At 46.4% G+C, this 26877-nt stretch carries 23 protein-coding genes and 1 riboswitch; all 23 genes read left to right on the top strand.

Annotated features, from left to right (window positions below; genetic code table 11):
- The first annotated feature begins 2 nt into the window (after positions 1-2).
- The 23 genes from LKD46_RS09870 (at position 3) to LKD46_RS09980 (ending at position 26843) form a co-directional block, all read left to right on the top strand.
- Positions 3-272 (top strand): TM1266 family iron-only hydrogenase system putative regulator, encoded by a 270-nt coding sequence (locus LKD46_RS09870; RefSeq protein ID WP_015525986.1) that lies wholly within the window; start codon positions 3-5, stop codon positions 270-272.
- Positions 269-1036, top strand: a complete 768-nt coding sequence (locus LKD46_RS09875; RefSeq protein WP_227574087.1) for a nucleotide-binding protein — start codon at positions 269-271, stop codon at positions 1034-1036. The genes LKD46_RS09870 and LKD46_RS09875 overlap by 4 nt, the downstream gene beginning before the upstream one ends.
- The gene (locus LKD46_RS09880) at positions 1030-2373 is read left to right on the top strand and encodes a nitrogenase component 1 (RefSeq protein WP_227574088.1); all 1344 of its coding nucleotides are present in this window, start codon (positions 1030-1032) and stop codon (positions 2371-2373) included. Before LKD46_RS09875 ends, LKD46_RS09880 begins: the two co-directional genes overlap by 7 nt.
- On the top strand, positions 2370-3686 hold the full coding sequence (locus LKD46_RS09885; protein WP_110103330.1) for a nitrogenase component 1: 1317 nt from the start codon (positions 2370-2372) through the stop codon (positions 3684-3686). The genes LKD46_RS09880 and LKD46_RS09885 overlap by 4 nt, the downstream gene beginning before the upstream one ends.
- 180 nt (positions 3687-3866) lie before the next feature.
- The gene (locus tag LKD46_RS09890) at positions 3867-4298 is read left to right on the top strand and encodes a DMT family transporter (protein WP_110103331.1); all 432 of its coding nucleotides are present in this window, start codon (positions 3867-3869) and stop codon (positions 4296-4298) included.
- A gap of 110 nt (positions 4299-4408) precedes the next feature.
- Positions 4409-5236: a ComEA family DNA-binding protein gene (locus LKD46_RS09895; protein ID WP_110103332.1), complete on the top strand. Its 828-nt coding sequence runs from the start codon at positions 4409-4411 to the stop codon at positions 5234-5236.
- A gap of 10 nt (positions 5237-5246) precedes the next feature.
- Complete coding sequence (locus LKD46_RS09900) at positions 5247-5936, top strand: response regulator transcription factor (RefSeq protein WP_015525979.1); 690 nt, start codon at positions 5247-5249, stop codon at positions 5934-5936.
- Positions 5937-5939: 3 nt separating this feature from the next.
- The gene (locus LKD46_RS09905; protein WP_110103333.1) at positions 5940-7370 is read left to right on the top strand and encodes a sensor histidine kinase; all 1431 of its coding nucleotides are present in this window, start codon (positions 5940-5942) and stop codon (positions 7368-7370) included.
- Between the two features lie 10 nt (positions 7371-7380).
- A complete protein-coding gene (locus LKD46_RS09910; RefSeq protein WP_021651566.1) occupies positions 7381-8328 on the top strand; it encodes a GerMN domain-containing protein in 948 nt (315 codons plus the stop codon).
- A gap of 44 nt (positions 8329-8372) precedes the next feature.
- The gene (locus LKD46_RS09915) at positions 8373-10652 is read left to right on the top strand and encodes a DNA internalization-related competence protein ComEC/Rec2 (RefSeq protein ID WP_227574089.1); all 2280 of its coding nucleotides are present in this window, start codon (positions 8373-8375) and stop codon (positions 10650-10652) included.
- 89 nt (positions 10653-10741) lie between these two features.
- A complete protein-coding gene (locus LKD46_RS09920; RefSeq protein WP_110103334.1) occupies positions 10742-12121 on the top strand; it encodes an NAD(P)/FAD-dependent oxidoreductase in 1380 nt (459 codons plus the stop codon).
- 388 nt (positions 12122-12509) lie between these two features.
- Positions 12510-12684: riboswitch (cobalamin riboswitch) on the top strand.
- Positions 12685-12846: 162 nt separating this feature from the next.
- Entirely contained in the window at positions 12847-14139 is a 1293-nt protein-coding gene (locus LKD46_RS09925; RefSeq protein ID WP_015525974.1) for a sirohydrochlorin cobaltochelatase, read from the top strand.
- Between the two features lie 121 nt (positions 14140-14260).
- Entirely contained in the window at positions 14261-15160 is a 900-nt protein-coding gene (locus LKD46_RS09930; protein ID WP_110103335.1) for a hypothetical protein, read from the top strand.
- Entirely contained in the window at positions 15157-16302 is a 1146-nt protein-coding gene (locus tag LKD46_RS09935; RefSeq protein ID WP_110103336.1) for an ABC transporter substrate-binding protein, read from the top strand. The genes LKD46_RS09930 and LKD46_RS09935 overlap by 4 nt, the downstream gene beginning before the upstream one ends.
- A 96-nt stretch (positions 16303-16398) precedes the next feature.
- Positions 16399-17418: a FecCD family ABC transporter permease gene (locus tag LKD46_RS09940; protein WP_110103344.1), complete on the top strand. Its 1020-nt coding sequence runs from the start codon at positions 16399-16401 to the stop codon at positions 17416-17418.
- Between the two features lie 3 nt (positions 17419-17421).
- Positions 17422-18525 (top strand): ABC transporter ATP-binding protein, encoded by a 1104-nt coding sequence (locus tag LKD46_RS09945; protein ID WP_059086806.1) that lies wholly within the window; start codon positions 17422-17424, stop codon positions 18523-18525.
- A gap of 245 nt (positions 18526-18770) precedes the next feature.
- Positions 18771-20474, top strand: coding sequence for a DUF1002 domain-containing protein (locus tag LKD46_RS09950; protein ID WP_118368615.1), 1704 nt, complete (start codon positions 18771-18773; stop codon positions 20472-20474).
- A 232-nt stretch (positions 20475-20706) separates the two neighbouring features.
- Positions 20707-21909 carry a class I SAM-dependent rRNA methyltransferase gene (locus LKD46_RS09955; protein WP_059086808.1) on the top strand — a complete coding sequence of 401 codons (1203 nt, stop codon included), beginning with the start codon at positions 20707-20709 and terminating at the stop codon, positions 21907-21909.
- A 74-nt stretch (positions 21910-21983) separates the two neighbouring features.
- On the top strand, positions 21984-22397 hold the full coding sequence (locus LKD46_RS09960) for a hypothetical protein (protein ID WP_118368614.1): 414 nt from the start codon (positions 21984-21986) through the stop codon (positions 22395-22397).
- A gap of 1 nt (position 22398) precedes the next feature.
- Positions 22399-23247: a DUF5685 family protein gene (locus LKD46_RS09965; protein ID WP_118368613.1), complete on the top strand. Its 849-nt coding sequence runs from the start codon at positions 22399-22401 to the stop codon at positions 23245-23247.
- The gene (locus tag LKD46_RS09970) at positions 23241-23888 is read left to right on the top strand and encodes a J domain-containing protein (RefSeq protein ID WP_118368612.1); all 648 of its coding nucleotides are present in this window, start codon (positions 23241-23243) and stop codon (positions 23886-23888) included. The genes LKD46_RS09965 and LKD46_RS09970 overlap by 7 nt, the downstream gene beginning before the upstream one ends.
- 193 nt (positions 23889-24081) lie before the next feature.
- Positions 24082-25068, top strand: coding sequence for a diaminopimelate dehydrogenase (locus LKD46_RS09975; RefSeq protein WP_015525965.1), 987 nt, complete (start codon positions 24082-24084; stop codon positions 25066-25068).
- A gap of 284 nt (positions 25069-25352) precedes the next feature.
- Positions 25353-26843, top strand: coding sequence for an N-acetylmuramoyl-L-alanine amidase family protein (locus LKD46_RS09980; protein ID WP_118368611.1), 1491 nt, complete (start codon positions 25353-25355; stop codon positions 26841-26843).
- Positions 26844-26877: the final 34 nt, after the last annotated feature.

Genomic DNA, 26877 nt, shown 5'->3' on the forward strand with positions numbered 1-26877 from the left:
TTATGGAGACAAGAGTGGCATTGATTTCGATCATTGTGGAAAACAATGATGTGATCGATGATATCAACCGTTTCCTTCACGAAGCGGGAAAATATATTATCGGGAGAATGGGGATCCCTTACCGGGAGAAAGGCATCAATATCATCAGTATTGCCATTGACGCACCACAAGATGTGATCAGCTCCTTATCCGGAAAGATCGGCCGCCTCAGTGGAGTTTCCGCCAAAACGGCATATTCCAATGTGATCACAAAAGCGGAGGACAGAAAATGATAAAAGTTGCGGTATACGGAAAGGGCGGCATCGGAAAGTCTACTACGGTTTCCAATGTGGCAGCTACCCTTGCGGAAAAAGGAATGAAAGTGATGCAGATCGGCTGTGATCCAAAAGCAGATTCCACGATCCTTCTCAGGCATGGAAAAAAAGTTCCCACTGTGCTGGAACTGTATAACGAAAAACGCCAGGAGCTGAAGCTTACGGATATGGTGCAGATCGGATATGGAGGTGTAGTCTGTGTGGAAGCCGGCGGTCCTGCACCGGGGCTTGGATGTGCGGGAAGAGGTATCATTACCGCTCTTGAGAAGCTTAAGGAAAACGGAGCTTATGAGACCTATAAACCGGACATTGTTTTTTATGACGTACTGGGAGATGTTGTCTGCGGTGGATTCTCCATGCCCATGCGAAAGGGGTATGCAGATAAGGTATTTATCATCACCTCCGGAGAAAACATGGCCATCCATGCAGGGGCAAATATTGCCATGGCAGTGGATAATTTCAGAAACAGAGGATATGCGTCCCTTGGTGGCGTGATCCTGAACCGGCGGAACGTGCCGGGAGAGGAAGAAAAAGTCCGGGCGCTGGCGGCGGACTTTCATACGCAGGTAGTGGGAACGCTTTCCAGAAGTGAGCTGGTCCTGGAAGCAGAGAACAGGGGAAAAACTCTTCTGGAAGCCTATCCGGATAGCGAGATGGCAGAAGAGTACCGGATGCTGGCAGAGCAGATCCTGAGTGCATGCAGGGAGGAAAGCCCATGTTAAAAAGAGTTGGTAGCAGAGGGCTTTCGGGAAAAACAGAAATATTTATAAAGGAAGCCTCTTTTCCGGTTCCCTTTCAGCCGGGGCTGGAATTTAATTCACCGGTCCATGGAAACTGGAATATCGTACATACGGGAATGCTGGTTCCGGAAGCAAGGCAGATCTACGTCTGTGCGGATAACTGCATGCGTGGCGTTGTGCTGACTGCCGCAGAGATGAATGCGGCAGACCGTTTTTCCTTTGTGATCGTGGAGGAAAAGGATCTTCTGGGCGGAAATCTGGAGGATGTGACCATTGAAGGAGTGACGGACATTCTGAACCGGCTGGATGAGAAGCCAAAGGCAGTCTTGCTTTTTACCGTGTGTCTTCATCATTTTCTGGGAAGTGATCTGGACCGCATCTACGGCGAACTGGAAGAAAGATTTCCGGAGATCTTTTTTATGCGATGCTTTATGGATCCTGTCATGCAGAAAACAGGTCCGACTCCGGATCAGAAGCTGCGCCGTGCCATGTATGATGCAGTACCGGAGAGGAAAGCTGATCCGGAATGTGTCACAGTCCTGGGCAGTGATTTTGTTCTGGATGAGAGTGCAGATATCTGCCGGATCCTGAAAAAGAACGGAATCCGTCTCCGGGAAGCACCGGCCTGTAAGACCTGGGAGGATTATCAGAGCCTGGGAGAGGGAAGCCTGATTCTTAACTGTTATCCGGCAGGAAAATTCGGAGTACAGCAGCAGGCGGAGAGACTTGGAAGGCCGTTTTTATACCTGCCCGGAAGCTTTGACTATGAGGAGATAGAGACGCAGGAAAAGTATTTGCTGGAGCTGCTGGATCAGCACAGCTGCGGTAAAAATGGCCTGGATATCAAAACGGAGATCCGAAAATGCGAGGAGGCTCTTTCCCATGCACACCAGATCATCGGTGACACTCCCATAGCTGTGGATTATCTTTTTCATCCAAGACCTCTGGGACTTGCAAAGCTTCTCCTTACCCATGGATTTCAGGTACAGTCCGTTTTTCTGGACAGTATCAGCCCGGAAGAAAAAGAAGTATTTTTCTGGCTGAAGGAGAATTATCCGGAACTCAGGCTGATTTCGACTGTTCGCCCGGAGATGAGAGTGCGGCCACGGCAGCATTCCGGAAAACTCCTTGCCGTCGGACAAAAAGCAGCCTGGTTTACTGGAAGCCGGAATTTTGTCAATATGGTACAGGGCGGCGGGCTCTGGGGCTTTGACGGGATCAGACGTACTGCACAGCTGATGCTGGAGGCATTTAATGAGGAAAAAGCTCCGGAGGATCTGATCGTTCGAAAGGGATGGGGGTGCGAAAGCTGCATATGAGACAGGCATATCGGATCATACCGATCTACACGGCAGATGTGTCCGGCGTCTGCTCCGCATTGTATGAGCTTGGAGGAATGACAGTGATGCATGATCCCTCCGGCTGTAATTCTACCTATAATACCCATGATGAGATCCGGTGGTACGACCAGGACAGTCTGATCTTTATCTCAGGTCTTACGGATATCGATGCCATTATGGGAAATGATGAGAAATTTCTTCAAGATATCGAAGAGGCAGCAAAGGAGCTGAAACCGAAATTTATTGCACTTGCAAGTTCACCGATCCCCTTTATGAACGGAACAGATTTTCAGGGACTGGCCCGTGCACTTACAGCAAGGACCGAAATTCCGGTATTTTCGGTTCCGACTAGCGGCATGCACGACTATGTATACGGAGCAGGGCTGGCACTGGCGGAAATCGCAGGACATTTCACAGGAGCAGCAGAGAAAACAGGAAGGTGTTCAGAAGTACCGACGGGATCTGCGGAAAGATCTACAGAGAAGAGAAGCAGAAAATTAAATCTTCTTGGAGCAACACCCCTTGATCTTGGCCCGCAGTCTGCAGTAGATGCCATGAAAAAACGTCTGAAAAACTATGGCTGGGAGATACTTTCCACCTGGGCTATGGGGGATACGCTGGAAGCTTTGTCCCGTGCCGGCGAAGCAGCGGTAAACCTTGTGGTATCCTCTGTGGGGATCCCGGCGGCCAATGTGCTGAAAGAAAAATTCGGTACGCCATTTCTCGTGGGGACTCCTGTGGAAGGCTATGAGGGACAGATTTCAGATGCACTTGAGCGGATCGCGGATAGATCCTGTGGAGAGTGGGTAAATAAAAAGGATGACTCCGAAGAGGAAAGCGGAGGGCAGATCTTAGGGAAACAGGAGGAACTGTGGAAAGTAACTCCGGAGCAGGTAATCTATTTTCAGGGAAGGAACAGTCTGTCAGCAGTATCTGACCCTTCAGGAGAAAGCAGGGAAATGCCCGACAAAGATGAGGTATTTTTTTCCGTACCGGACATTACCATCATCGGAGAACCGGTTACCATGGGCTCCTTGGCAGCAGTCATAGAGCAGAAATACGGAAAAAAGGTTCAGCTACTCTGTCCGCTGGAGATCACAGAGGGACTTTTGCGCAAGGGAGATGAAGCCATCTGTGGCGAGAAAGCCATGGAAGAAAAGCTGAAAACAGCCAGGATCATTGTGGCAGACCCACTCTATCGTCCAATCTGTCCGAAAACAGCCATTTTTTATGAGATGCCGCATATTGCGTTTTCCGGAAGGATATATCTCAGAAAGTATTTTTCGGAATAAAGAGCGTTTCGTGATCATGTATATAAATATTATGCGGATGAGAAAACAGGGCAGCAGTGTGTATAATTGCAGGAAAATCACATAAACTAAATTATAAGAAACCGTAAAGGCGTTGCAGAAATATGCAGCGCCTTTTTCCAGCAGTAATACCGGAAATGGAGTATATATGGAGGGATTTTTATGTGGGGATTTTTGTCAGCACTGATCTCAGGTGTACTGATGAGTATTCAAGGGGTATTTAACACAAATGTAACAAAACAGACCAGTCTGTGGGTTTCAACCGGCTGGGTACAGTTTTCTGCATTTCTGGTCTGTGTGGCAGCATGGTTTTTTACAGGCAGAGAAAGTATCGGCATGCTGTGGCAGGTAGAGGATAAATATAATTTACTCGGAGGAGTGATCGGTGCATTTATCACTATCACAGTGATCCGGAGTATGGGAAGTCTGGGGCCTGCGCGGGCGGTTATGCTTATTGTCATTTCTCAGCTTGCGGTGGCTTATCTTATAGAATTGCTGGGGATTTTCGGTGTGGAAAGAGCAGATTTTCAGTGGAGAAAGCTGTTGGGAATGCTGATCTGTATTGCAGGTGTGGTTATTTTCAAATGGAAATAGAAATAAAAGTATTGTAATATTTGTAATACTTCGTTAAAATAAGGTATGGTTTTGCATGAGTAACGGGGCACCTGCCGCCACATCGGCGGAAAGGAGTGGACCGCCTACCTATGAAAATAAGATCACATATCAGAAGTGTTCGGTTTGTTTTTTCCATATTTTTGTTACAGATCCTGGCAGGGCTGACAGGCTGTAAGGATGACGGAACAGAATTTCTGGAGAAAGAACTGGTGCAGGAAGAAAGTACGGAAGCATCCGGAATGGATGCAGAGCAGGAAGAACCGAAGGATACGGAAAGTGAAGTATCCGGGAAGGCATCCGCAGGGGCTGCGGCAGATATATCACAGAAGAAACAGAATGAGTCTGCGGAGGAACCTGCTCCGGAGGTTGAAAAACAGCTGCCGGAGATCTCAGACACCCCTCAGACCATTTATGTAGATATATGTGGAGCAGTGACCAGCCCGGGAGTCTATGAGCTTCCATATGGCAGCCGTGTTTTTCAGGCTATCGAGCAGGCCGGAGGATATCTTCCGGAAGCTGCGGCAAGCTATCTCAACCGTGCTAAGGGACTTTCCGATGGACAGCAGGTTTATGTGCCTACCCAGGCGGAGGTGGACAGCCAGCGGATCGCAGCTACCCAGGATGGATCGGAAGTCACAGCAGAAAACAGTACCGAAACGGCGAGCGGACAGAAATCCGCCGGAGAGAATTCCGGTGAAGCCGAGACTGCATCTTCCACAGAGCAGAAGATCGATCTGAACACCGCTGATGTATCCCAGCTTACTACTCTCACAGGTGTAGGGGAGTCCAAGGCCCTGGCGATCATCGCTTACAGGGAAGAGAACGGTCCCTTTACTTCAGCAGAGGATATCATGAATGTACCAGGCATCAAAGAAGGAACCTATGAGAAGATAAAGGATAAAATAGCAATAAAGTAAGGAGCGCTAAATGAGCAGGAAAGTATTGGTAGTAGATGATGAGAAACTGATTGTCAAGGGACTTCGCTTCAGTCTGGAACAGGACGGAATGGAAGTGGACTGTGCCTATGACGGAGAGGAAGCATTGGAAAAAGCAAAAGCAGGAGAGTACGATATCATCCTTCTTGACCTGATGCTTCCCAAAATGGACGGTCTTGAGGTATGCCAGCAGATCCGTGAATTTTCCAATGTTCCGATCATCATGCTTACAGCAAAAGGAGAAGATATGGATAAGATCCTGGGTCTGGAATACGGAGCTGATGATTATGTCACCAAGCCTTTCAATATCCTGGAAGTCAAAGCCCGCATCAAGGCGATCATCCGCCGTGCAGGCAGCAAACAGGACAAGCAGGAGAAGGCCAAGACTGTGGAAGTCGGAGAACTGAAGCTGGACTGCGAAGGACGCCGCGTATTTATCTCCGGAAAAGAGATCAACCTCACAGCCAAGGAATTTGATGTGCTGGAACTGCTGGTATTCAATCCGAACAAGGTATACAGCAGAGAAAATCTTCTGAATATCGTATGGGGCTATGAATATCCGGGAGATGTCCGTACCGTAGATGTACATATCCGCCGCCTGAGAGAAAAGATCGAGGCCAATCCCAGTGAGCCGAAATATGTACACACCAAATGGGGTGTGGGCTACTATTTCCAGGCATAACCTGTGAAGTTCAAAAAGAACGGCAAATTTTTCAAAAGTCTCCGCTTTCGTATTCTGATCATCCTGATCATACTGGGAATCGTACCGAGTGTCATCGTAACGGAAATGGTCATTGCCAACTATGAAGATCGTGCCATTGCCAACCGTGTGCAGAGCATGGAGAACATCTGTGACATCATGTGCGACCTGCTGATCAAGGAGAATTATCTGAATAACACCAGCTCTCAGACGGTGAACAGCAAGCTGGAATTACTGTCCAACAGCTATGGTGGCAGGATTCTCATTGTAGACAGGGATTTCAGGATCATCAAGGATACCTATGGCGTGGATGAGGGCAGGACTCTGGTTTCCCAGAAAGTATTGAACTGTTTTAAAGGAGAAGATGCCTACCAATATGATTCTGACAGCCAGAAGCTGATCCTGGCAGTTCCGGTAAAAAGTCCGGATGTAAAACAGGTGCAGGGTGCCATGATGATCATGGCATCTTCCAGTGAGGTGACAGCAACCATCCATGAACTGGAGCAGAAAGGGATTCTGATCATCGGTATCATTGTAGTGCTGGCCATTTTTCTGGGTTATATTCTTTCCACGATCCTGGTGAAGCCATTTGCCAGGGTAACGAAAGCAATCGAGGACCTTACAGACGGATATCAGAATGAGGAGATCTCGGTACCGGATTATACAGAGACAGCTTTGATCACAGATGCATTTAACAAGATGCTTTCCAGAATGAAGACGTTGGATGAATCCAGACAGGAGTTTGTATCCAATGTGTCTCATGAGCTGAAGACACCTATGACTTCAATGAAGGTTCTGGCGGATTCGCTGGTAGGACAGCAGGGGGTTCCGGAGGAACTGTATCAGGAATTTCTTTCTGATATCACAGAAGAGATTGACAGAGAGAACAAGATCATCACCGATCTGCTCTCCCTGGTAAAAATGGACAAAAAAGCAGCAGATATGAATATCAGTAATATGAATATCAATGAGCTGTTGGAGAATATCCTGAAGCGTCTCCGTCCTATTGCAGATCAGAGAAGGATTGACCTGATCCTGGATTCGTTCCGACCGGTAACCGCAGATGTGGATGAGGTGAAATTTACCCTTGCCATCAGTAACCTGGTCGAAAATGGTATCAAATACAATGTAGATGAGGGATGGGTCCGCGTAACACTGGATGCGGATCATAAGGATTTCTATGTGACGGTTGCAGATTCCGGCCTGGGAATACCGGAAGATTCCATTGAACGGATCTTTGAGCGTTTTTATCGTGTGGATAAATCTCATTCCAGAGAAATCGGCGGAACCGGTCTTGGACTTGCTATTACAAGAAGTTCTATAGCCATGCATCATGGGATCATCAAGGTATCCAGCAAAGAGGGCGAGGGAACCACATTTACCGTGAAGATCCCGCTGTCCTATATCCCGTCCTAGGAGGTACAGCATGAAAAAAACGATTTTGATCATCTGTGTGGCCGCTGCCTGCATCCTTTTTGGTCTGGTTGCTTTCATAGGTTTGTCAGGAAGAAATAAAAACGAAGAACAGCAGTATAGATTTTATTATATCAACAGCGATGAAACGAGACTGAAAGAAGAAAAATATACTCCGGAGAAGGAAACAACAGAAGTGATGCTGCGCAATTTTTCCGAGAGTCTGAATAACCGTGAGACCCGGGAAGACGGAATCTCACTTTTTCCGGATGGGGTAAAGATTTCTTCTTATTCCATACAGGATGGAGTCCTGAACGTAGAATTCAATGAGGCCTATGATAAAATGTCACGTACCAGGGAACTTCTGGTGCGGGCAGGTATAGTGAAGATCTTTTTACAGGTTCCAGGAGTAGATTCTGTGGAAATCTATGTGGGTAAAAAGCCGCTGACAGATACCAGGGGTGAAGAAGTGGGAGCCATGAACAACGACACCTTTGTGGAGTTTTCCGGGTCCGATGGGGATGTGTACAGCTATGACACCTTTACTTTGTATTTCACAAATAAAAACGGAGATAAACTGGTAGCGGAACAGAGAAGTGTCCGCTACAGACGAAATCTTCCGAAGGCTACGGTGGTTTTGGAGCAGCTTGCAAGAGGTCCGCTGGAAAAAGGACATTATCCTACAATACCGGAGAATTCAGAGGTACTTTCCCTGACGAGAGCAAACGGAATCTGCTATGTGGATTATAATTCCGTATTTCAGGATTATGCGCTGGATGTTTCGGAACAGATTGCCGTGTATTCGGTGGTAAATACGCTGATCGCGGCAACGGATGTGGACAAAGTTGAGATTTCCATCGAAGGAAACAAGGAAGTGACCTTTGGCCAGAATATGCAGCTTTATAAGTTCTATGAATGGAACGACAGCTTGCTGGCACACACAAAGGCTAAAAAAGAATAGAAAAAATAAAACATTTCAAAATATCAGAAAACGGGAGAACATTTATGGCGAAAAGGCCGATGTGTCTTTTGTGTTTTCTTATGGTGCTGAGTCTTGGCGCACTGGAGCTTATGGGGATTCCTCTGATCAGGGGGAATCCCCTTCCGTTAAATGTGCAGGAGCAGATCGAAGCGCACCCTGGTTCCATGATCTGCGGGGAGGTGGAACAGTATGAAAACACAGAATTTTCCCAGTCTGTTTATCTGAAAAAAACATATCTTATCCATCAGTCAAAAAAATTTCCAATTGAAAATGTAAGAATATTTCTCAAAAAAGAAGAAGATCTGAAACCGGGAATGCGGATCCTGGTCAAGGGAACGCTGAAAAGAGTGGAAGGTCCTGCGAATCCGGGGGGCTTTGACAGCCAACACTTTTATGCCTGTCGTCATATTTATTATTTTATGAAGAACGCTGTGCTCCAAAAGAAAACAGCAGTGTATTCCGGCTACAGGCAGCTCCTTTTGGAGATAAAAGAAAGCTGCAGACAGATCCTGAAGGAAGCAGCAGGAAAAGATGCACCTGTTTTTTGTGCCATGACGCTTGGAGACAAACAGGAACTGGATCCGGAAACACAGATGAGCTATCAGCTGGCCGGGATCATACATATCCTTGCCATCAGCGGACTTCATATCAGTATTCTTGGAATGGGGCTTTACAACCTTCTAAAGAAGATGGGACTGGGAATCTGGCCTGCCGGGATTTTTTCTCTGGGAGTGATGCTGCAGTATGGGATCATGACCGGAGGGAGTGTTTCCACCATGCGTGCAGTAACTATGTTTTTGATCGCCATGGGAGCCAGGATCACCGGACGGATCTATGATATGATGAGTGCTCTTTCCGTAACTGCCATGATGCTCCTTGTGGAATCTCCGGCCTATCTCTTGGACAGCGGATTTCTTCTGTCCTTTGGCTGTGTTCTGGGAATGGGGTTCGCTGCGGAAAAGATCTGTGCCCTTGCAGGAGCGGAGAAAAAATGGACAAAGGCACTGGTAAGTCCTATAGCTCTTCAGCTTGTGACTCTGCCGGTGATGCTGAAGTTTTTCGGAGAAGTCTCTATTGCCGGATTTATCCTGAATCTGTTGGTGCTTCCAAGTGTGGGGGTAGTGCTGACTGGAGGAATGGCGGCGCTGCTGCTGGGAATTCTCAGTATTCCTGCGGCAAAACTGGTAATCCTGCCGGCAAGGGTACTGCTGCTTTTTTATGAATATCTCTGCAGTCTGGCAGGAAGATCAGGATGGAGTACCTGGATCGGAGGGGAGCCGGAAATATGGCAGATTGTGGTATATTATGGCTTTTTGATCATAGTCCTGTTTATGGGACAGTATATAAAAGAACAGCTCCGGAAGAAAAAAGCAGTCAGTGAGGAAATGGAGTTATCAGAGGAGCGGGCGGAAGCAGGTTGTTGGAAGCTATATGCTATCCGGATAACAGCCGGTATTTTTCTGGCAGTCGGAATCCTGATACTGGGATTTCATCCAGCAGGAAGTCTGAAGGTGATCTGCCTGGATGTAGGACAAGGTGACGGTATTCTTGTGGAGACCCCGGAGGATCACCATTTTTTGATCGACGGAGGAAGCAGCAGCCAGTCGGAGCTTGGAAGATACTGCCTTTTGCCGGCATTGAAAAGTCAGGGGATTTCCTGGCTGGATGGGATTTTTATTTCCCATACAGATCAGGATCACATCAACGGTGTGAAGGAGCTTCTGGAATATATGGGAAAAGGTCTTACAACCATCCGGGCCGGATATCTGATCCTGCCTGCCTGGGCGGAAAGACCAGATGCGTGGAGGGAGCTTGCAGAGGCAGCAAAAACAGCCGGAGTTAAGGTCATGACAGCCGGAAAAGGGGATGAGCTGCCTTGCGGCAAAGTATCTTTTTCTGTTCTGTGGCCGGAGAAAAATGCCACAGGAAAAGATGTGAATGAGGAAGCTATGGTGATGGAGTTGTCTTTTGGAGATTTTCAGATGCTTTTTACCGGAGATATCGGTGCAGATACGGAGAAAAAGCTTCTGGCAGCCGGGGGGCTTGAGGATGTTGACTGTCTGAAGGTGGGACATCACGGTTCCCGTTATTCTACCACAGAAGCATTTCTTGAGAAAATAAAGCCGGAAGTGGCGATCATTTCCTGTTCGCTCACTAACACCTACGGACATCCGTCACCGGAAACCGTAGAGCGGCTTAAAGCGGCCGGAAGTCAGGTGGAATACACCATGAAAAACGGTGCTATTACCGTGGAAACAGATGGAAAAAAGCTTAAGATCGGAAGGTTCCGAAAAAACAGGTGACTTTTGAACACACTTGTTGTAGAATAGACAGGGTTTATGCAAAAACAAAGTACTGAAAATGTGCAATACAAGATAAGGAGTTTTTATTTATGAAATATGATGTACTGATCGTAGGAGCAGGTCCCGGTGGAATCTTTGCGGCCTATGAACTGATGAATAATGATCCGGAGAAAAAGATCGCGGTTTTTGAAGCTGGTCATCCTCTGGAAAAAAGAAAATGTCCCATCGACGGAAAGAAAGTAAAATCCTGTATCCACTGCAAAACCTGTGCGATCATGAAGGGATTTGGCGGTGCAGGCGCTTTCTCCGACGGAAAATATAATATCACCAATCAGTTTGGCGGAACTCTGTACCAGCATATCGGCAAGGATACAGCCACAGAGCTGATGGAATATGTAGATAAACTGAACCTGATGCATGGCGGTGAGGGAACCAAACTTTATTCTACCACAAACAGCGAGATCCGTAAGCTCTGCCTTCAGAACGGCCTGCATCTTTTGGATGCATCAGTCCGCCATCTGGGAACAGATATCAACTATGTGGTGCTTCAGAACCTCTATGAAAAAATGAAAGACCATGTGGACTTCTATTTTGACGCATCTGTTGACAAAGTAGAAAAAACTGAAGACGGTTATGCAGTTTTTGTAGGAGATGAGCGTTACGAGGGAACTTACTGTATCATCTCCGCAGGACGAAGCGGAAGTAAATGGATGGAGACGGTATGTACAGAGCTTAAGATCCCGACTCTTTCCAACCGTGTGGACATCGGAGTCCGTGTGGAGCTTCCGGCAGAGGTTTTCAGCCGTCTGACAGATGAGCTTTATGAGAGCAAGATCGTTTACAGAACTGAGAAGTTTGAGGATATGGTCCGTACCTTCTGCATGAACCCGCGAGGTGTTGTCGTGAATGAAAATACCAACGGTATCATCACAGTAAACGGTCACAGCTACGAAGATCCGGCAAAGCATACCAACAATACAAACTTTGCCCTTCTGGTATCCAAGCATTTCTCAGAGCCGTTCCATGACAGCAACGGATACGGTGAGAGCATTGCAAGACTTTCCAATATGCTTGGCGGTGGTGTTATGGTACAGCGGTTTGGAGATCTGATCCGCGGAAGACGAAGCACAAAAGCCCGTATTGAGGAAAGTTTCGTAACACCTACACTTTCTGCGACACCGGGAGATTTAAGTCTTGTTATGCCGAAACGTATCCTGGATGGCATCATTGAGATGATCTATGCTCTGGATAAGATCGCACCGGGAACCGCAGATGATGATACTTTGCTTTATGGCGTTGAGGTTAAATTCTACAACATGGAGGTCGAGATCGACGAAAATCTGGAAACCTGCCACAAGGGTCTCTTTGTTATCGGAGACTGCAGCGGCGTGACCCATTCTCTGTCCCATGCATCTGCCAGCGGAATCTACGTAGCCAGATACCTGGAGCAGGAGTATTTTAACAGATAAACTGCAGAGCAGTTTATCTGTTATGAGCAAGTAGCAAAGCGGATTGCGAATATCCGCTTGACTAGATAAACTGCAAAGCAGTTTATCTGTTATGAGCAAGTAGCGAAGCGGATTGCGAATATCTGATGTAAGACAGTCCTTTTCTGATATCAGGGTGATGACAGAAAGGGGCTGTTTTTTATGCAGGATATGCATGAATATTGGAGAAAGCATTCTGATAATAACTGACAGATACAGGGAGAAAACCGGTTACTGTTCACTGGTAATATTTCGCGAGGTGTTTTTTGTGAGCGAAGATCACAGAAAACCGTGAATCGTCTGACATCAATCTTGACAAATTTATGAGTTTGTGGTAAAAGTTAGATAACCAGGTAAAAGAAAATATGTGCAAATGTTATAATGATAAGGTTGCATCCAGTCGGATGTGCAAAAGAGAATCCGGTGAGAATCCGGAACGATACCGTCACTGTGAAAGGGGAGCTGCTTTTATAACCACTGGGAGACCGGGAAGGGAAAGCAGCGTGGAACCAAGTCAGGAGAACTGCCTTATTGTGAGATTCAGGGATTCGCGGTTTACGAATCGGTATTCTCCATAACAATACAGAACTTCTTTTTATGTATTTGTATTGCGCAGAGAATCATGTGTGAGCAGGCGGCCGCAGAGAGCTGCTGCTTTTTTGTACATATCAGTATTCTGGAAATACATGAAAAGAGGACAATGAGAAATGAAAAGAAAAACAATGTTAGCTCTGATGCTCGCAGTTTCCATGACATGCTCTATGGGTGCAGCTACAACAGCAATGGCAGCAGAGGATTCTGCTACAGAAGAGAACGCTGAGGCAGCTGATACCACAGAGGCTTCTGATGCAGATCAGGAAGCAGCAGATAATGTAGCAGCTCTGATCGACAAGATCTATGTACAGGAAAGAAACGACACAACAGATGAGGACTGCAAGGCAGCCAAAGAAGCATGGGATGCTCTGACAGATGCTCAGAAAGAACTGGTAGAGGGTGAGAATGCAGATCCGGATTATTTCGGACGTGACACAGGAGATGCTTCCAAGGACGATCCGCGTAACCAGGATGAGATCGGTGAGAATGAACTTCTTGTTGTAAGCTTTGGTACTTCCTTCAATGACAGCCGTGCAGAGGATGTCAAGGGAATCGAGGATGCTCTTGCAGAAGCTTATCCGGACTGGTCTGTAAGAAGAGCATTTACAGCACAGATCATCATCAACCATGTAGAGGCAAGAGATGATGAAGTGATCGATAACATGCAGCAGGCTCTTGACCGTGCAGTAGAGAATGGTGTTAAGAATCTGGTTGTACAGCCTACCCATCTGATGCATGGTGCTGAGTACGATGAGATGACAGAAGCGATCAATGGCTATAAAGATAAATTCGAGTCTGTAGCTATCGCAGAGCCAATGCTCGGTGAGGTTGGAGACGATGCAACTGTGATCAATGATGACAAGAAAGCCGTTGCTCAGGCGATCACAGATACGGCTTGCAAAGAGGCCGGATTTGACAGCATGGATGCAGCAGCTGAGGCTGGCACAGCATTCGTATTCATGGGACATGGAACATCTCATACAGCTAACGTTACATACGATCAGATGCAGACACAGATGGAAAACCTTGGATTGAAGAACGCATTCATCGGTACTGTAGAGGGTAAGCCGGAAGATACAGCCTGCGACAAGGTTATCGAGAAGGTAAAAGAAGCAGGATACAAGAACGTTGTTCTTCGTCCGCTGATGGTTGTTGCCGGAGACCATGCAAATAACGATATGGCCGGTGATGAGGAGGATTCCTGGAAGAGCCAGTTTGTAGCATCCGGAAACTTCGATAAGGTTGACTGCCAGATCGAGGGTCTTGGAAGAATCGAAGCAGTTGAGAAGCTTTATGTAGAGCATACAAAGGCAGCCATCGATTCTCTGGGAAGCACTGAGGAGTCCGCAGATTCTGATGCAGCAGCAGATACAGAGGCTGATTCTGCTGAGGAGTCCGCAGAATAATAAATATAAAAATATCTGAGTGAGTTCAGATACCTATAAGAAATCAATGTAACTGCCCGGAAAGATCAGGAAGACTGTTTTCCGGGCAGATTGCTGTATCTATGGAAGGGAGAAGATTATCATGAAAAAACGCTATGTAAACTTAATTCTTGCAATGGCAAGTGCATCAGTCCTGGTGCTGGGCTCTGTGCCTGCGATGGCAAAAACAGATGAAACAAAAACAGAGTCCGGTGAGGAAGCAGAAGCTTCCGAAGACAAGGATACAGATGCAGCCAAAGCAGATACCCTGGAAGATGGCGTTTATACAGCAGAGTTTGATACAGACAGCAGCATGTTTCATGTAAATGAGGCCAATGACAATAAAGGAGAGCTCACGGTCAAAGATGGTAAAATGACCATCCACGTAAGTCTGGTTTCCAAGAAGATCGTTAACCTGTTTGCGGGAACTGCCGAGGATGCCCAGAAGGACGGAGCAGAGATCATTGAGCCGACCACAGATACAGTGAAGTACAGCGATGGTTATACAGAGGAGGTTTACGGATTTGATATCCCGGTACCGGCCATTGGTGAGGAATTTAACGTGGCGATCCTGGGAGAAAAAGGCAAATGGTACGACCATAAAGTCAGCGTAAAGAATCCTGTAAAAACCTCTGACGACAAAAAATCCGAAGGGAAAAAACCGGAAGAGCTGAAGCTGGAGGACGGAACCTATGAGACGGATGTAACCCTTACAGGCGGAACAGGAAGAGCATCTGTAGAATCTCCAGCTAAAGTAGAGATCAAGGACAAAGAAGCTACGGCAACCATCATCTGGAGCAGTCCGAATTATGATTACATGATCGTGGACGGCGAAAAATATGAGCCGGTGAACAAAGACGGAAACTCCACATTTGAGATCCCGGTCACAGTCTTTGACGCAGAAATGGAAGTGACTGCAGATACTGTAGCCATGAGTACTCCTCACGAGATTGAGTATACCCTGAATTTTGATTCTTCGAGCATGAAAAAGGAAGAAAAATGAAAAAAATAATTTCATACATATTTCTGACGCTGACCCTGATCCTGGGGTGTGCTTTTGCAGTGCAGGCAGCAGAGACAGAACATAAGCCTGCGGATATTCCAGGCCTTACCTTTGACCACAGTATGGATCTTTCCTACGCAAAGGAATTTAATGTGGATTACTACAACGATGGCTATGCGCTGCTCACTATTGATCAGGAAGGACAGTTTCTTGTAGTTCCCGAAGGCAAGAAAGCACCGGAGGGGCTGAATCCTGACATTGCGGTTCTGCAGCAGCCCATAAACAATATCTATCTGGTAGCAACCTCGGCCATGGATCTTTTCCGCGCTATCGACGGGATTGACAGCATCAAGCTTTCCGGAACCAAGGAAGACGGATGGTATATCCAGGAAGCAAAGGACGCCATGGAACAGAAAAAGATGATCTATGCCGGCAAGTACAATGCTCCGGATTACGAGCTGATCCTGAACGAGGGCTGTGACCTTGCCATTGAATCCACCATGATCCATCACAATCCGGAGGTACAGGAGAAACTGGAGCAGTTCGGGATCCCTGTAATGGTAGAGCGTTCCAGCTATGAGAGTCATCCTCTTGGAAGGACCGAGTGGATGAAGCTTTACGCAGTTCTTCTGGGAAAAGAAGATGTAGCAGAAAAGGTTTTCAAAGAGCAGACGGACAAGCTGGATAAGGTTCTCACAGCAGATAAAACAGACAAGACCGTAGCGTTCTTTTATATCAACTCCGTAGGTGCGGTAAATATAAGAAAAAGCGGCGACTATGTTTCAGAAATGATCTCTCTTGCAGGGGGAAATTATGTTCCGGAGGATACGGGAGTAAATGACAATGCTCTTTCCACCATGAATATGCAGATGGAAGAGTTTTATGCCAAGGCGAAGGATGCAGACTATATCATCTATAACAGTACGATTGACGGGGAACTTAAGACCATTGATGAGCTTCTTTCCAAAAGTAAGCTTCTTGCAGATTTCAAGGCAGTGAAGAACGGAAATGTCTGGTGCACAGGCAAAAATCTCTTCCAGGAAACTACCGGACTTGGAACCATGATCGAGGATATCCACACCATGCTGACTACAGACGATGATTCTCTGGATGAGCTGACCTATATGCATAAACTGAAATAAATTCCAGTGTTCGCTTTAACTCCTTTGCCGGTTTCCACCTGTGAGCAGGAAACGAAAGGACAGGATAACAAAACAGAAGAGGAGTGTACCAGAAAAATGAATGACAGAAAACGCGCAGTCCGATACGGGATCTCTTTTGTGATCCTTGCGGTACTTTTAATCTTTTTATTTATATGGAATGTAAATTCCGGAAGTATCCACCTCTCTGTGAGGGAGATCCTGAATATCATATTCCGGCATCAGGGAGATGAAACTTCTTATAATATCGTCTGGGAGATCCGTCTTCCCAGGATACTGGCAGTGATCATCCTTGGCGGAGCACTTTCTGTTTCCGGATTTTTGCTGCAGACCTTTTTTAACAATCCTATCGCGGGACCCTTTGTACTGGGAATCTCTTCCGGTGCCAAGCTGATCGTGGCGCTTCTGATGATCTTTTTTTTAAGCAGATCGGTGTCCATCGGTTCTGGCGCCATGATCCTGGCTGCTTTTGCAGGCTCAATGATCTCCATGGGCTTTGTGCTCCTTGTGGCAAAAAAAGTCCACAACATGTCCATGCTGGTCATCAGTGGTGTTATGATCGGCTATATCTGTTCGGCCATCACAGACTTTGTGGTGACCTTTGCAGATGATTCCAATATAGTCAATCTTCATAATTGGTCACTGGGTAGCTTTTCCGGTATGACCTGGGGGAATGTGCAGACTATGGCTGCTGTGGTACTTCTTACTATGGTGATCGTATTTTTTATGTCAAAACCGATCAGCGCCTATCAGCTGGGGGAGACTTACGCGCAGAATATGGGAGTTAATATCAAGGCTTTCCGGATACTTCTGATCCTGCTTTCCAGTATTCTTTCTGCCTGTGTGACTGCTTTTGCAGGGCCGATCTCCTTCGTGGGGATCGCTGTGCCTCATATTGCAAAAAGTCTCCTGAAGACTGCCAAACCCCTGCTTGTGATCCCGGCCTGTTTTCTGGGCGGTGCAGTGTTCTGCCTGTTCTGTGACCTGATCGCAAGAACTGTATTTGCACCGACGGAGCTGAGCATCAGTTCTGTGACAGCAGTTTTCGGAGCACCGGTAGTTATCTATATCATGATTCGCAGACAGCAGAGGATATAAACGATGAAATCATATTTTTTTTATACAGATCAGCTGACCGTAGGCTATGATGGAAAACCGCTGATCAAAGAGATCAATATTCAGCTGAATAAAGGAGAGATCCTGACACTGATCGGTCCCAACGGTGCCGGAAAATCTACTATTTTGAAGAGTATCACAAGACAGCTTTCCCTGATCAGCGGAACGGTATATCTGGAACAGGAACAGATGAGCCGGATGACCAACAGGGAAGTGTCAAAAAAACTGGCTGTAGTACTTACCGAGCGCATGCGACCGGAGCTTATGACCTGTGAGGATGTGGTATCCACCGGACGATATCCCTATACCGGAACTCTCGGGATCCTTTCCGCAGAGGACAAGGAAAAAGTTAAAAGTGCCATGGAGATGGTTCACGCCTGGGATCTGAAGGACAGGGATTTTACAGCTATCAGTGACGGACAGAGACAGCGTATCCTTCTGGCACGCGCCATCTGCCAGGAACCGGAGATCATTATCCTGGATGAACCGACCTCCTTCCTGGATATCCGGCATAAGCTGGAGCTTCTTGCTATTTTGAAGAAGATGGTATTGGAAAAACAGATGACGGTGATCATGTCCCTTCATGAGCTGGATCTTGCCCAGAAGATTTCTGACCAGGTGATCTGTGTTCATGGAGATCACATTGAGAAATATGGTGCACCGGAGGAAATCTTTACTTCCGATTATATTCGGAAGCTTTATGGCATCACCCGTGGAAGCTATAATGCAGAATTCGGCTGCGTGGAAATGGAACCTCCGGCCGGAAAACCGGAGGTGTTTGTGATCGGAGGAAATGGAAGTGGGATTCCGGTATATCGGAAGCTGCAGCGACAGGGGATTCCTTTTGTGACCGGAGTTCTCCATACCAATGATGCAGATTATCAGGTGGCAAAAGAACTGGCTGCAAAAGTGATCACGGAGAAGCCTTTTGAATGCATTTCGGAGTCTGCCTTTGAAGAAGCACTGGAGTTCATGGGAAAATGTGAAAAAGTGTACTGTCCGCTGAAGGATTTTGGTATCATGAATGAAAAAAACCGGGAATTGTTGAAAAAAGCAAAAGAAACCGGAAAATTAAACCAGATCAGATAAGTTCTCTGGGAAAATGAGAAAAGCAATAAAACGCTGTCAGAAATGAGTGATATAATTTCCGGCAGCGTTTTTTATATAATATAAATTACAAATATTTCAGCAGCTGTGTTATAATGTGACAAGAACGACAGATCGTGAAGCGCTCGCATTCGTGGAGATGTAAGTAACGAAGAGGAATGTCCGCTTTACACCGCAAAAGTTAAGCAGATACAATCGATCCGAAAAAATATATGGAGGGAAGATCAATGAAAAAAAGAAACATGATCGCAGCTCTGCTCTGCAGTGCATGCCTTGTGGCAGGAAGTGTAAATCCCGTATTTGCAGATGCATCGAAGGTAGTAACACTTGGAGCAGATCTTACGGATGCTCAGAAGCAGACAATGATGAAATATTTTAATGTAAGTTCCGATCAGGTGCAGGTGATGACCATTACAAATGAGGATGAGCATAAACACCTGGATAATATCGCACCACAGTCCCAGATCGGTTCCAGAACTTTGAGCTGTGCCTATGTGAAGCCTACACAGTCCGGCGGGATTAAGGTCCGCACAGCAAATCTGAACTGGGTGACAGGTAATATGATCGCAACGACACTTTCCACATCCGGTGTGAAGAACTGTGAAGTAGTTGCTGCCTGCCCGATGGAAGTATCCGGAACAGGCGCACTTACCGGCATCCAGATGGCATATGAGAAGGCCAGTGGAGAGAAGCTGGATGAGACCAAGACGAAGCTTGCCAACCAGGAGATCGTAACCACCGGTGAGCTTGCAGATAAGGTTGGTAAAAATGAGGCGACAACAGTTGTAAACCAGTCCAAGATGGATGTGATCCAGAACGGAGTACAGAATGCAGATGAGATCCAGAATATTGTCATCAATGTGGCTGAGCAGAACAATATTTCCGTAAGCCAGGACGATATTGACAGGATCGTGTCTCTTCTGAAGCAGATCTCACAGCAGGATTACAATTATGATGATGTGAAGGAAACATTGGAGCAGGTAGATGCCAATACCACAGGCCAGACCTCTTCCTCTGATGATACGCTGGATGGCGAGAGCAGTGATGAAACCGTAGATGTGGATGCAGATTCTTCTGATGATATCGTCAACAATGTAAATGACAGCATTCTTGGTGACGATGTGATCCAGAGCTCCACAGAGGATCCGGGTCTTGAGGAAGAAACAGGAGCAGATTCTCAGGATACAAGCAATGAGACCGGAATCCCGGATGCTACCGACGACGGAACCTATAGCAATGAGGAAAGCTCGGACGAAAGCAGTACAGATGAAAGTGCATCTGACGAGAACAGCACAGAGGATAGTGCATCTGACGAGAGCAGTACAGACGAAAGTGCTTCTGACGAGAACAGCACAGATGAAAGCGCTTCTGATGAGGCTGCATCCGATGAGACCGGAATCCCGGAGGCAACAGAAGATACAGAATCTTCAGAAAGTACAGAGGGCTCAGACCAGGCAGATAGTGCAGAAAACGATACTTCCGTGCTCAGTGAAGAAGCAAAGAACAATTATGACAAATTTGTCCTCTTTGTAAAAGGCGAGTATGAGGGAGATGCAGATTCCCTTCTCGCTGCAACGGAGGATACAGAGGCAGTGGCAACGGTAACACTGGATGAGCAGATAGCGAAGAGTGTGACAGAAACTGTTGAGAAGGATTATTATGATATCCTGAAGGATGGTACAGAATCCTATGAGGCAGATGGTACAGAAAAATATCAGAGTACAGAGCTGAATATGATGGATCAGAAGCTGAAGAAGCTGTTCGGTATTGACAGTTCCCAGGAGGACACAGAGGCCACAGACGTGACAGCAGCTATTCTTGCAGATGTTCCCCAGGAAGATAAGCAGACACTTTATAAAGAAACCATGAAATATCTGGCAGGTCTTTACGGCGAGAACACGGACTCTTCTGAGGAATCCGCAGCAGAATAAAAGATTTACAGAAAAAGAGATAAAAAATACCGCAGCAGAGAAAACAACCTTTGCTGCGGTATTTTTTGTCGTGCCGGAAAGATATCATGAAAATTTTGTGATTTACGACAAGGATTTGTGTAAGCACTGGAAAAATGGATTTTTCTGTGATAAAATTGACCGTAAATCGGTTTTGTGGACTCATACATCGCAAACCGTGACAGGGAAACGAGAAAGGGAAAAGGTAGAATTTATGAGCCTGGCAGTAGTAACATTAAAAAAAGGCGAAGGCAGATTCCTGAAATCAGGAGGCCTCTGGGTATATGACAATGAGATCGCAAGCATCATGGGAAGTTTTGTGAACGGAGATATCGTTCTGGTCCGGGACTTTGACGGATATCCAATGGGAAGAGGATTTATCAACACCAATTCCAAGATCACAGTCCGTATGCTTACCAGAGATGAGCGTACAGAGATCAGTCCGGAATTTTTGAAACAACGTGTCCGCGACGCATGGGAGTATCGTAAGAAGGTAGTAGATACCGGAAGCTGCCGTGTGATCTTCGGAGAAGCAGACTTTCTTCCGGGGCTTGTTGTGGATAAGTTTTCAGATGTGCTTGTTGTACAGTCTCTTGCACTGGGAATCGACCGTCTTAAAGAAACGATCCTAGATGCACTGAAGGAAGTCCTTGCTGAGGATGGGATCCGGATCCGTGGAGTTTATGAGCGAAGTGATGCAAAGGTACGCCGCCAGGAAGGAATGGAACTTACCAAGGGATTTATCGGAGAAGAATTTCCGACGCTTGTTCAGATTGAAGAGAACGGTGTGAAATATGAAGTAGATATCAGGGACGGGCAGAAGACCGGATTTTTCCTGGATCAGAAATATAACCGTCTTGCTATCCAGAAGCTCTGCAAGGGGGCGAAGGTTCTGGACTGCTTTACACATACCGGCTCTTTTGCCCTGAATGCGGGAATTGCAGGGGCACAGAGTGTTCTCGGTGTGGATGCGTCGGAAACTGCAGTCCTGCAGGCAAGAAGAAACGCCAGTCTGAACGGCCTGGACGGAACAGTGAAATTCCTCTGTGAGGATGTTTTTGAGCTTCTTCCTGAGCTTGAGGAGAAGGGAGAGAAATTTGATGTTGTGGTACTGGATCCTCCGGCATTTACGAAATCCAGAAGCTCTGTAAAAAATGCCATCAAGGGATACCGTGAGATCAATCTCCGTGCAATGCGTCTTGTAAAGGACGGCGGATTTCTCGCAACCTGTTCCTGCTCTCATTTTATGACGTATGAGCTGTTTACACAGACCATCGGTCAGGCAGCGAAGAATGTCCATAAGAGACTGCGCCAGGTAGAGTACCGTACACAGGCACCGGATCATCCGATCCTCTGGTCAGCAGATGAGTCCTATTATCTGAAATTCTACATTTTCCAGGTATGCAATGACCGTTAGGAACTGCCATCCGGATTTTTTTACGGAAATTTTGGGGCAGTGCCGTCTGGCAGTGAAAAGGAGATGCAGATCATATGAGAGACAAATTCAATAAATTTATGCAGGGACGTTATGGAGTGGATGATTTTTCCAGGTTCATCATGGGAGTCGCACTGGTTCTGATCATTCTGGCAATGTTTGCCAATATATTCAGCAGAACTGTCGGCAGCACCCTTGACATTCTCGGGGTCGCAGCGATCGTATATGCATATATACGTATTTTTTCCAGAAATATCCAGCAGCGTTATGCCGAAAATCAGAAATTCCTTCAGATGACGTCAAAGTTCCGTTTTCGCTTTAATAAAGAAAAGGATCTGATGAAGCAGAGAAAGACCCATCACATCTACAGCTGTCCGGGCTGCGGACAGAAGATACGTATTCCAAAGGGAAAGGGCAAGATCGAGATCGAATGTCCGAAATGCCACACAAAATTCGTAAAAAGGAGCTGACATGTTCGGATATGTGACCGTTAATAAACCGGAAATAAAATTCAAGGATTTTGATGTGTACCGTTCTTTTTACTGCGGTCTTTGCAGAGAATTGCGGGAGAGATACGGGATACCGGGACAGATCTCACTGACTTATGATATGACATTTGTGGTCCTTCTTTTAAGCGGCCTTTATGAGCCGCCAACGAAGAAGGGAACCTCCAGGTGTGTGGTCCATCCGCTGAAGCCCCAGCCGGTACGTAAAAATACAGTAACTGAGTACTGTGCGGATATGAATGTGATCCTTACCTATTACAAATGTATGGATGACTGGCAGGATGAACACAAACCACTGCGCTATGCATATGCAGGAATTCTGAAGAATTGCGGAAATATGCATATGTCCGCTTATCCGGAGAAGATCCAAAGGATCCGAAACGCGCTGGAGGAGCTTTCTTCCCTGGAAAAACAGGGGGAAACCGATGTGGACCGTGTAGCTGGGTGTTCCGGACGTATCATGGAAGAGATTCTGGCCTTCCGTAAGGATGTCTGGGAATCGTCCCTGCGCCGTCTGGGATTTTATCTCGGAAAATTTATCTACATCCTGGATGCTTATGACGATGTGGAAAAAGATGCAGAAAACGGAAATTACAATCCTTTCCTTGAAAAATATAAGATAGAAGGGTTCGAGGAAGAGGTACGTCGGCTTCTTATGATGATGCTTGCAGAATGCTGCAGAGAATTTGAAAAGCTGCCGATCCTCCGATACGGAGATATCCTTCGAAATATTTTATATTCCGGCGTCTGGTGCCGCTTTGCGGCGATCGGACAGAAGCGCAGGGAAGAACGGGAGAAAGAGAAAAAATGTTAGATCCATACAGCGTGCTGGGAGTTCCCAGAAACGCATCTGATGATGAAATAAAAAAGGCATACCGGAAGCTGAGCCGAAAGTATCACCCGGATGCCAATATCAATAATCCGAATAAGGATCAGGCCGAAGAAAAATTCAAAGAAGTGCAGCAGGCTTACGAGCAGATCATGAAAGAGCGTGAGTACGGAAGCAGTTCCCGGAATGGTTATGGCGGTTACGGAAATTACGGTGGTTTTGGAAATTACGGAAATGCCGGTTCCAGTGCCTATCAGGATGAGGAAAGTATGCGCAGAAGGGCGGCCGCCAATTATGTGCAGAGCGGCCACTTTCAGGAAGCTATGAATGTACTGGATTCTCTTGGTCAGAAAAATGGAGAATGGTATTACTTGGCTGCTATGGCAAATATGGGAATGGGAAATAATGTAACAGCTCTGGATCAGATCCGTGAAGCAGTCCGTCAGGAACCGGATAATATGCAGTACCGTATGCTGCTCCAGAGAATGGAAGGCGGTGGCGGCTGGTATCAGCAGCGGCAGGATCCCTTTGGGGGAATGCCGACCGCAGGAGGAGATATGTGTGATGCCTGCTGCAGGACCATGGCCTGTTTCATGTGCTGGCCGGGCGGCTTTTTCTGCTGCTGATGCAGGAAAAAGGTCTGTCATCGATGTCCTGAAACTGAGATCGGGGATATCATAAGGTAGCATATCCATATGTTTGTAAGGCGGATCCTGCAGATCCGTTTTGCGATATAGATCGCAGAAGGCTTTTTCTGACAGAAATTCACAGTGCTGTCCGGGAAATGCTGCACTGCAGAGAAAAGAGGAGGAAATCGTTATGAGTATAAGAATTGGTATTTTAGGTTACGGAAACCTGGGACGCGGCGTGGAGTGCGCCATCAAGCATAATCCGGATACAGAGCTGGTTGCAGTATTTACCAGACGTGATCCAGAGACTGTAAAGATCCTTACAGAGACCGCAAAGGTTTATTCTGTAAAAGATGCGGAGAAGCTGAAGGATGAGATCGATGTCCTGATCATCTGTGGAGGAAGTGCTACAGATCTTCCTGTTCAGACACCGGAGTATGTAAAATATTTCAATGTTGTGGACAGCTTTGATACACATAAGAAAATCCCGGAGCATTTTGCAAATGTTGACAAGGCAGCAGCAGAGAGTGGACATGTAGGAATCATTTCCGTAGGCTGGGATCCAGGAATGTTTTCTCTGAACCGTATGTATGCAAATGCGATCCTTACAAATGGAAACGACTACACATTCTGGGGCAAGGGTGTCAGCCAGGGACATTCTGATGCAGTCCGCCGCATCAAAGGCGTAAAGGATGCAAAGCAGTACACCATTCCGGTAGAAGCTGCACTTGAGGCAGTAAGAAACGGAGAAAATCCGGAGCTTACCACACGCCAGAAACATACAAGAGAGTGCTTTGTAGTTGCTGAGGAAGGTGCTGATCTTGCACGCATCGAGGAAGAGATCAAGACCATGCCGAACTACTTTGACGAGTATGATACAACGGTACATTTCATTTCCCAGGAAGAGCTGGACCGTGACCACAGCGGTATCCCGCACGGCGGTTTTGTGATCCGCAGCGGAAAGACAGGCTGGAACAATGAGAACAGCCATGTGATCGAGTACAGCCTGAAGCTGGATTCCAATCCTGAGTTCACATCTTCTGTGATCGTTGCCTATGCAAGAGCTGCATACCGCATGAACCAGGAAGGACAGAAGGGCTGCAAGACTGTATTTGATGTTGCACCTGCATATTTAAGTGCCCTTGACGGAGCAGAGCTTCGCAAAAAATTTCTGTAAGTATCTCTAACAGATCTGTAACAGACAGGAGCAAAACTGCATAAAGGATCATATCCCCGGAGCATCAGTGAATATTTCTGATGTTTCGGGGATTTTTTCTGCATAAAATCAACATTGGTAATACCTGGATGATGTTTTTTCTGAAAGAAAAGGAAAGAGTTGACGGACCGTAAAGAATGTTATATAATATGGACGTAAAATTGTAACAAAATTGTAATGTTTACGATCAGCCGGACTTAAGAAATAGTAAATATCAATGATCTATCTATCAAAGGAAGGTATGTATGCGAAAATTAAGCAGAAAATGGAAACTCTGGGGACTTTTTTTTGTTCTGATGTTCTTTGCAGCCGGAGCAACTGTACATACAACGGCAACAGATGTACAGGCTGCGACCAAAAAAGGTTTTAAGACAGAAAAAGGAAAGTCCTATTATTATCGGAACGGCCAGAAGGTAAAAGGCTGGCTTACATTAAACGGGAAGAAATATTTTTTTAATAAATCCACAGGCGTGCAGATGAAGCGCTGGGTTAAGGATTCCAAGGGCAAACGATATTTTTATAATGTCAATGGTGCCAAGGGCTATATGGCAACAGGCTGGCTTACAGACAGCGAGAACAATACCCGCTATTTTAATCCCGCCAGCGGATATATGACAACGAGATGGGCCACGATCAGTAATAAGAAATATTATTTCTACAGCGGCAGTGGTGTTGCTGCCAGAAGCGTATTCCTTACAGACAAGAAGAATGTGACCAGATATTTTACCAGCAAATGCTATATGGCAAAGGGTTGGGCAACGAATAAGAAACAGCAGAAGCGTTATTTTGATCCAAACACGGGAGCTATGTATAAGGGCTTCAAGAAGATCGGCAGCGATACCTATTATTTTTACAGTAAGAGCGGCGTGATGGCTACCGGTTGGGTCACAAATTCCAAAAAAGGATATAAATATTATTTCGATCCGTCAACCGGTGTCATGGCTACGGGAACGAAGACGATCGATGGCAAGAAGTATACATTTGGCAGCAACGGTGTCCTGGATACCAACCCAAACACTACTACAGCTACAAGCTCCAGGACTATCAAGAATTTCCTTGCCAATGCATTACTTCCGGTAGGAAAGACTCTTTACGTATGGGGCGGCGGCCACAACTGGTCAGATGCGACCAGAAAGGGCATCAGTCCAAAATGGAAACAGTGGTATGACAGCAATTCCAGCTCCTATAATTACAGATATTATATGGATCTCAGTGAAGCTACAGAACAGAAGGGCCTTGACTGCTCCGGCTTTGTAGGATGGTCTGTATATCAGATCATGCAGAGCAGATCCGGTGGACCTATGTACACGGATGTTTCCGGAAATCTTGGATCTTTGTATTCCGGCAAGGGAATGGGTACCGTTGTTTCCCAGTCTCAGCTGGCAAGCTCAAACTGGAAGCTTTATCCGGGAGATATCGGATACAACAGCGGACATACTTGGATCGTTCTCGGACAGTGTTCCGATAAGAGTGTTGTGATCCTCCACTGTACACCGAATGCCGGCGTACAGATTTCCGGAACACCGACACCAAGCGGAACTTACGGAAGCCAGGCGATCAAGCTGGCAGAAACTTATATGTCCAGGTATCCTGGAGCCAGCAAATATGACTATCATGAATCCAGTGGTAACTATATCCGAAACGGTGCATACTTCAGATGGAACAGAAGCACTCTTTCCGATCCCAACGGATATCTGAACAAGACAGCCAATCAGATCCTTGCAGATCTGTTCTGATCAGGATGTGCTGAAAGAAATTTGTATGTAACAA

Origin of the sequence: Blautia fusiformis, assembly GCF_020686995.1 — a bacterium.
Taxonomy (GTDB): domain Bacteria; phylum Bacillota; class Clostridia; order Lachnospirales; family Lachnospiraceae; genus Blautia_A; species Blautia_A fusiformis.